The organism is Nitrospinota bacterium (genome assembly GCA_009873635.1).
Lineage (GTDB): Bacteria > Nitrospinota > Nitrospinia > Nitrospinales > VA-1 > LS-NOB.
In genome coordinates this window covers 1-4,399 of the sequence record WAHY01000028.1, presented here as the reverse complement: position 1 = coordinate 4,399, position 4,399 = coordinate 1, and the positions used below count along the sequence as shown (strand labels likewise).

The 4,399-nt window shown below is 43.2% G+C and carries 4 protein-coding genes; all 4 read right to left on the bottom strand.

Annotated features, from left to right (window positions below; all coding sequences use genetic code 11):
• Positions 1–1,417: preprotein translocase subunit SecA (gene secA / locus F3741_11555; GenBank protein MZG31415.1), on the bottom strand; the 1,417-nt coding region annotated here is incomplete at its 3' end.
• A 156-nt stretch (positions 1,418–1,573) separates the two neighbouring features.
• Positions 1,574–2,443 (bottom strand): peptidoglycan DD-metalloendopeptidase family protein, encoded by an 870-nt coding sequence (locus tag F3741_11550; GenBank protein ID MZG31414.1) that lies wholly within the window; start codon positions 2,441–2,443, stop codon positions 1,574–1,576.
• A 222-nt stretch (positions 2,444–2,665) separates the two neighbouring features.
• Positions 2,666–3,700 carry a tetratricopeptide repeat protein gene (locus F3741_11545; protein ID MZG31413.1) on the bottom strand — a complete coding sequence of 345 codons (1,035 nt, stop codon included), beginning with the start codon at positions 3,698–3,700 and terminating at the stop codon, positions 2,666–2,668.
• On the bottom strand, positions 3,579–4,399 hold an 821-nt coding region (gene dnaB / locus F3741_11540; protein ID MZG31412.1), incomplete at its 5' end, for a replicative DNA helicase. The genes F3741_11545 and dnaB, both read right to left, overlap by 122 nt.

Sequence of the window (4,399 nt, the reverse complement as noted above, 5' to 3'; positions counted from 1 at the left end):
TGATTTCCGCTTCCTGCTCATGATGCTTGGCATTCAAAACACTGTGCTTGATGCCTGCCTTTTTCAGCTTTTTGCTCAAAACCTCTGACTTTTCGATGGATATTGTACCAACGAGCACAGGTCTCTTTATCGAGTTCAATTCCTTAATTTCTTCAATAGCTGCGTCAAACTTTTCCTTTTCTGTTCGGTAAATCACATCCGGGCAATCTTCCCGAATCATAGGCTTGTTAGTTGGCACAACGACAACTTCAAGCTTATAAATTGAGTTGAACTCTTCTGCTTCGGTATCTGCTGTCCCAGTCATACCGGCCAGTTTCTCATACATACGAAAATAGTTCTGGAAAGTAATGCTTGCGAGGGTCTGGTTTTCATTCTCAATTTTAACCCCCTCTTTCGCTTCCAGTGCCTGGTGCAATCCATCACTATATCGTCGTCCTGACATCATGCGGCCCGTGAATTCATCAATGATGACTACCTCACCATCTTTCACTACATAGTCAACTTCATTTTTAAACAAGCCGTGTGCTTTCACAGCCTGGTTGAGACAATGAAGTGTTTCAATATTGGCAGGGTCATAAAGGTTATCTACATCCAATAACTTTTCCATGAGGACAACACCCTCATCCGTCAAAGTTGCACTCCGTGCCTTTTCATCAATCAGGTAATGTTTTTCCTTTTTCAACCTGGGGACAAGCTGGTTCACTTTGTAGTATTTATCAGTGGACTCTTCAGCTGGACCGGAAATGATCAAAGGGGTTCTGGCCTCATCAATCAATATACTGTCAACTTCATCCACAATGGCAAAGTTCAGTTCACGTTGAACCATTTGTTCCTTCGAGAACTTCATATTGTCCCGAAGAAAATCAAATCCAAATTCATTATTGGTACCATATAACACGTCTGTGGCGTAGGCCGCCTTTCTCTCTTCCTCGGGAATATCGTGATAAATCATCCCCACGGATAAACCCAGGAACTTGTAAATTTTTCCCATCCATTCGCTATCGCGAGTAGCCAGATAGTCGTTAACCGTTACAACATGTACACCTTTGCCCGTCAAAGCGTTTAAATATACCGGCAGGGTTGCCATGAGGGTTTTACCTTCACCGGTTTTCATCTCCGCTATTTTGCCTTCATGCAAAACCACTCCCCCAATAATCTGCACATCAAAATGACGCATTTCAAGGACACGCCAGCTTGTTTCCCGAACAACAGCAAACGCTTCGGGCAATATCTCATCCAAAGTGGCCCCCTTGGCAAGCCTGTCTCTGAACTCATCAGTTTTAGCCTTAAGCTGGTCGTCAGAGAGAGCTTTGATTTCGTCTTCAAGCCCATTCACGGCATCAACATAACCCTGAATCCGCTTAATCTCACGATCGTTACGAGTGCCTACAATTTTTTTGATTAAACCTATTACCATTATTATTCCTGAGCTAATACCTGAAGACTAAAAGGGAATCTCAGATTTTGACCACCATGGCCAAACCCTAACTCAATAAGGATACACACAGAAAAGTTTGGAATATGGGTGGGGATAAAAGTGAATATGGATCAAAAAGTCGCAAGAAGCGACAATCTATTCTTCTAAAATATAGTTTTTGGGACTCACAGGGACACCATTGAGCAAAACTTCATAGTGGAGGTGTGGCCCGGTACTTCTGCCTGTGTTACCCACTAACGATACTACCTGCCCTCGCTTAACACGATCTCCAACTTTAACCAGATGTTTAGAGTTATGACCATAGCGGGTTACAATGCCATAACCGTGATCGATTTCAACCAGGTTTCCATAACCATACTCCCTTCCCTCAACCACTACCACTCCATCTGCCGTAGCGCGTACGGGTGCTCCGTTTCGGGCAGCAATATCCCATCCTTCATGTTTCTCCCTTAGACCTGTGAAAGGAGACTTTCTAAAACCAAACCCGGATGTTACCCAACCACGCGTAGGCCAGATTGAAGGTGTTGAAGAAAGAAAAGATTTCTGGTTTTTAAAGAAATCATCCAACTCTTGAAAACTAATACTTTGGATTTTTGCTTGTCTTCCCAAGTGTTCCAAACCATTGGATAAGCGATCAACCATACCAGCTGCGCCTCGACCCATGGCAGTTGTAAAACTGTTTGTGCTTAATCCATATGGTCCGCCTACACCCCAGTTTTTCTCAACAGATTTTGGAGAATTTTCCAATGCAGTTATGACTCGAAGCTTTTTCTCAAATCGCTCCAGTCGAGCCATTTCTGTCTCAAAATTCTTCACTTGTTGAGCAAATTTTTCTACTTGGATTTTGCGAATTTTTGAGTCACGGCGAAGCTTGGCCAACTCAACCTCACTGCCTTGTAACTGCAAATATTGATTGGTGAAATAGAATGTAGAGCCCAAAAACCCTACCAAAGTCACAAAAGAGATCAAGGCGCCGATCTTTACAATGCGTTTTGGAAGGCACATTTTTCTAGGTGCGCTTGATGTACCAGGAAAAACCACTATGGTAACTTCTTCTTTGCTCACGTTATCTCCTTAACAACTGTTAGAACACGCAATCTTTTGAACTATATCGCTTAAACGCCTTATTTGTCAACAGTTAAATCCTCATCGAGGCTGGCAGAAAATGCCCTCGAAGTTTAAAATTTTCAGCTTCTGTAAACGTTTTTCTGCCCGTTTTTAACCGTTCTAATTTTTGGGAGTCACTTTTTCTCTTGCCTGAATATGAGCCGGGTTTATCGATAAAACTTTCCTGAAAAACTCCTGCCCTTTTTCAACATCTCCATTTTCTTCATGAAGCAGGCCAAGGCTGAATAAAGCCGGAACCTGCCCGTCAATATCATTAATTTTCCGGTAAATATTCAGAATTTTTTCAAAGCCTGCAATCGCCTTTACCAGTTCTCCCTTATCGTAATCTTTAAATGCCTTTTGTCTCATGGATCGGGCAAGGACTTTTCCATAGCCCCATGCTCCTGAACCTTGCTTTACGTTTTCCAAATATTCTTCTTCAAACCTGTTCGGCTCACCCATCTCTTCAAAAATTTTCTTCAAGTTGAAAAAATACATCAACTCCTTTGGGTTGGTTTGAATCGCAGTCCGCACTTTCAGCAATGCTTCTGAATAACGTTTGTTGTTAACAAGAACCGCCGCCCAGTTATTCCATGCCAGTCCATTGGCAGAGTCTAATGTCGTGGCCTTCTTAAAGAACTCTTCGGCTTTTTTCTCTTCGTTCTTAATATAATGGAGGTATCCCAACGCATACCAAACCTCGGAAGATTTTTCATTGGATCGACGGTATTCATTTAAATACGTTTTTGCTTCGTCATGTGCACCCAAAGCATCCCAGGCCCTAACCATACTTCGAAAAATATAACCGGATTGACCACTTTCTTCCAAAGCCAGCTTATAGGCCTCAATCGCCTTTTTGAATTGTCCCTGGGAAAAATAAAAATCTGCCCTGTTTTTTTCTGAAAACTGAATGCCTTCTCCATGCGGTTGAGCCTCCGCAATCGCAGAACCAAGCACTAAAAACATAAAGGCAGGCAGAAGACAAAACACATGCAACAATTCCGCCCAATTGCATTGAGATGAAATTTTGTATTTAAAAGGCAGGTTCAAAATCTGAGGCATCTGCTTCAGGCGGAACATCCGCACGGGAACTTCTATCATAGAAACGTGTATACTGGTTTTCAAAATGCAGAAAAGCATCCCCAATGGGACCATTTCTCTGTTTACGCACGAGAATTTCCGTCTTACCCGGATCATCTGACTCGGGATTATATACTATATCACGATAAATAAACATCACCACATCCGCATCCTGCTCAATGGAGCCTGACTCTCGAAGATCAGACAAGAGGGGCCGTTTATCTGTTCTACTCTCAACAGCACGGCTCAACTGTGAAAGTGCCAGTATTGGAGCATTGATTTCTTTTGCAAGAGCCTTTAGTCCCCTTGAAATTTCGGAGACTTCCAGTTGCCGACTTTCAGTGCTTCCCCTTCCCTGCATTAACTGCATATAGTCAATGATAATCAGGCCAAGCGGTTGTTCAGCGGCAAGTCTTCGAACACGTGTACGCACATCAAGGACAGTCAACGCCGGGCTGTCATCGATGAACAATTGCGCTTCAGAAAGTTCCCGCCCCGCATCATGAACTTTCGGCCAATCGCTCTTGGCTAGATATCCGGTACGGACTTTTGAAGAATCCACCTGTGCCTTGGAACACAAAAGCCTGGTTCCCAACTGCTCTTTGGACATTTCGAGACTGAAAAAAGCCGTGGGTATTTTTTTGTTTAAAGAAACATAGCGTGCAATATCCAGGGCAAAACTGGTTTTTCCCATACTGGGTCGTGCAGCCAGAATGATCAGGTCAGACTTTTGGAAACCCGCCGTCATGTTATCCAAATCGGTAAAACCTGAAG

Excerpts from the sequence above, each read along its gene's own strand:
- F3741_11550 (MZG31414.1), bottom strand. The coding sequence starts at position 2,443 with ATGTGCCTTCCAAAACGCATTGTAAAGATCGGCGCCTTGATCTCTTTT.
- F3741_11545 (MZG31413.1), bottom strand. The coding sequence starts at position 3,700 with ATGGTCCCATTGGGGATGCTTTTCTGCATTTTGAAAACCAGTATACAC.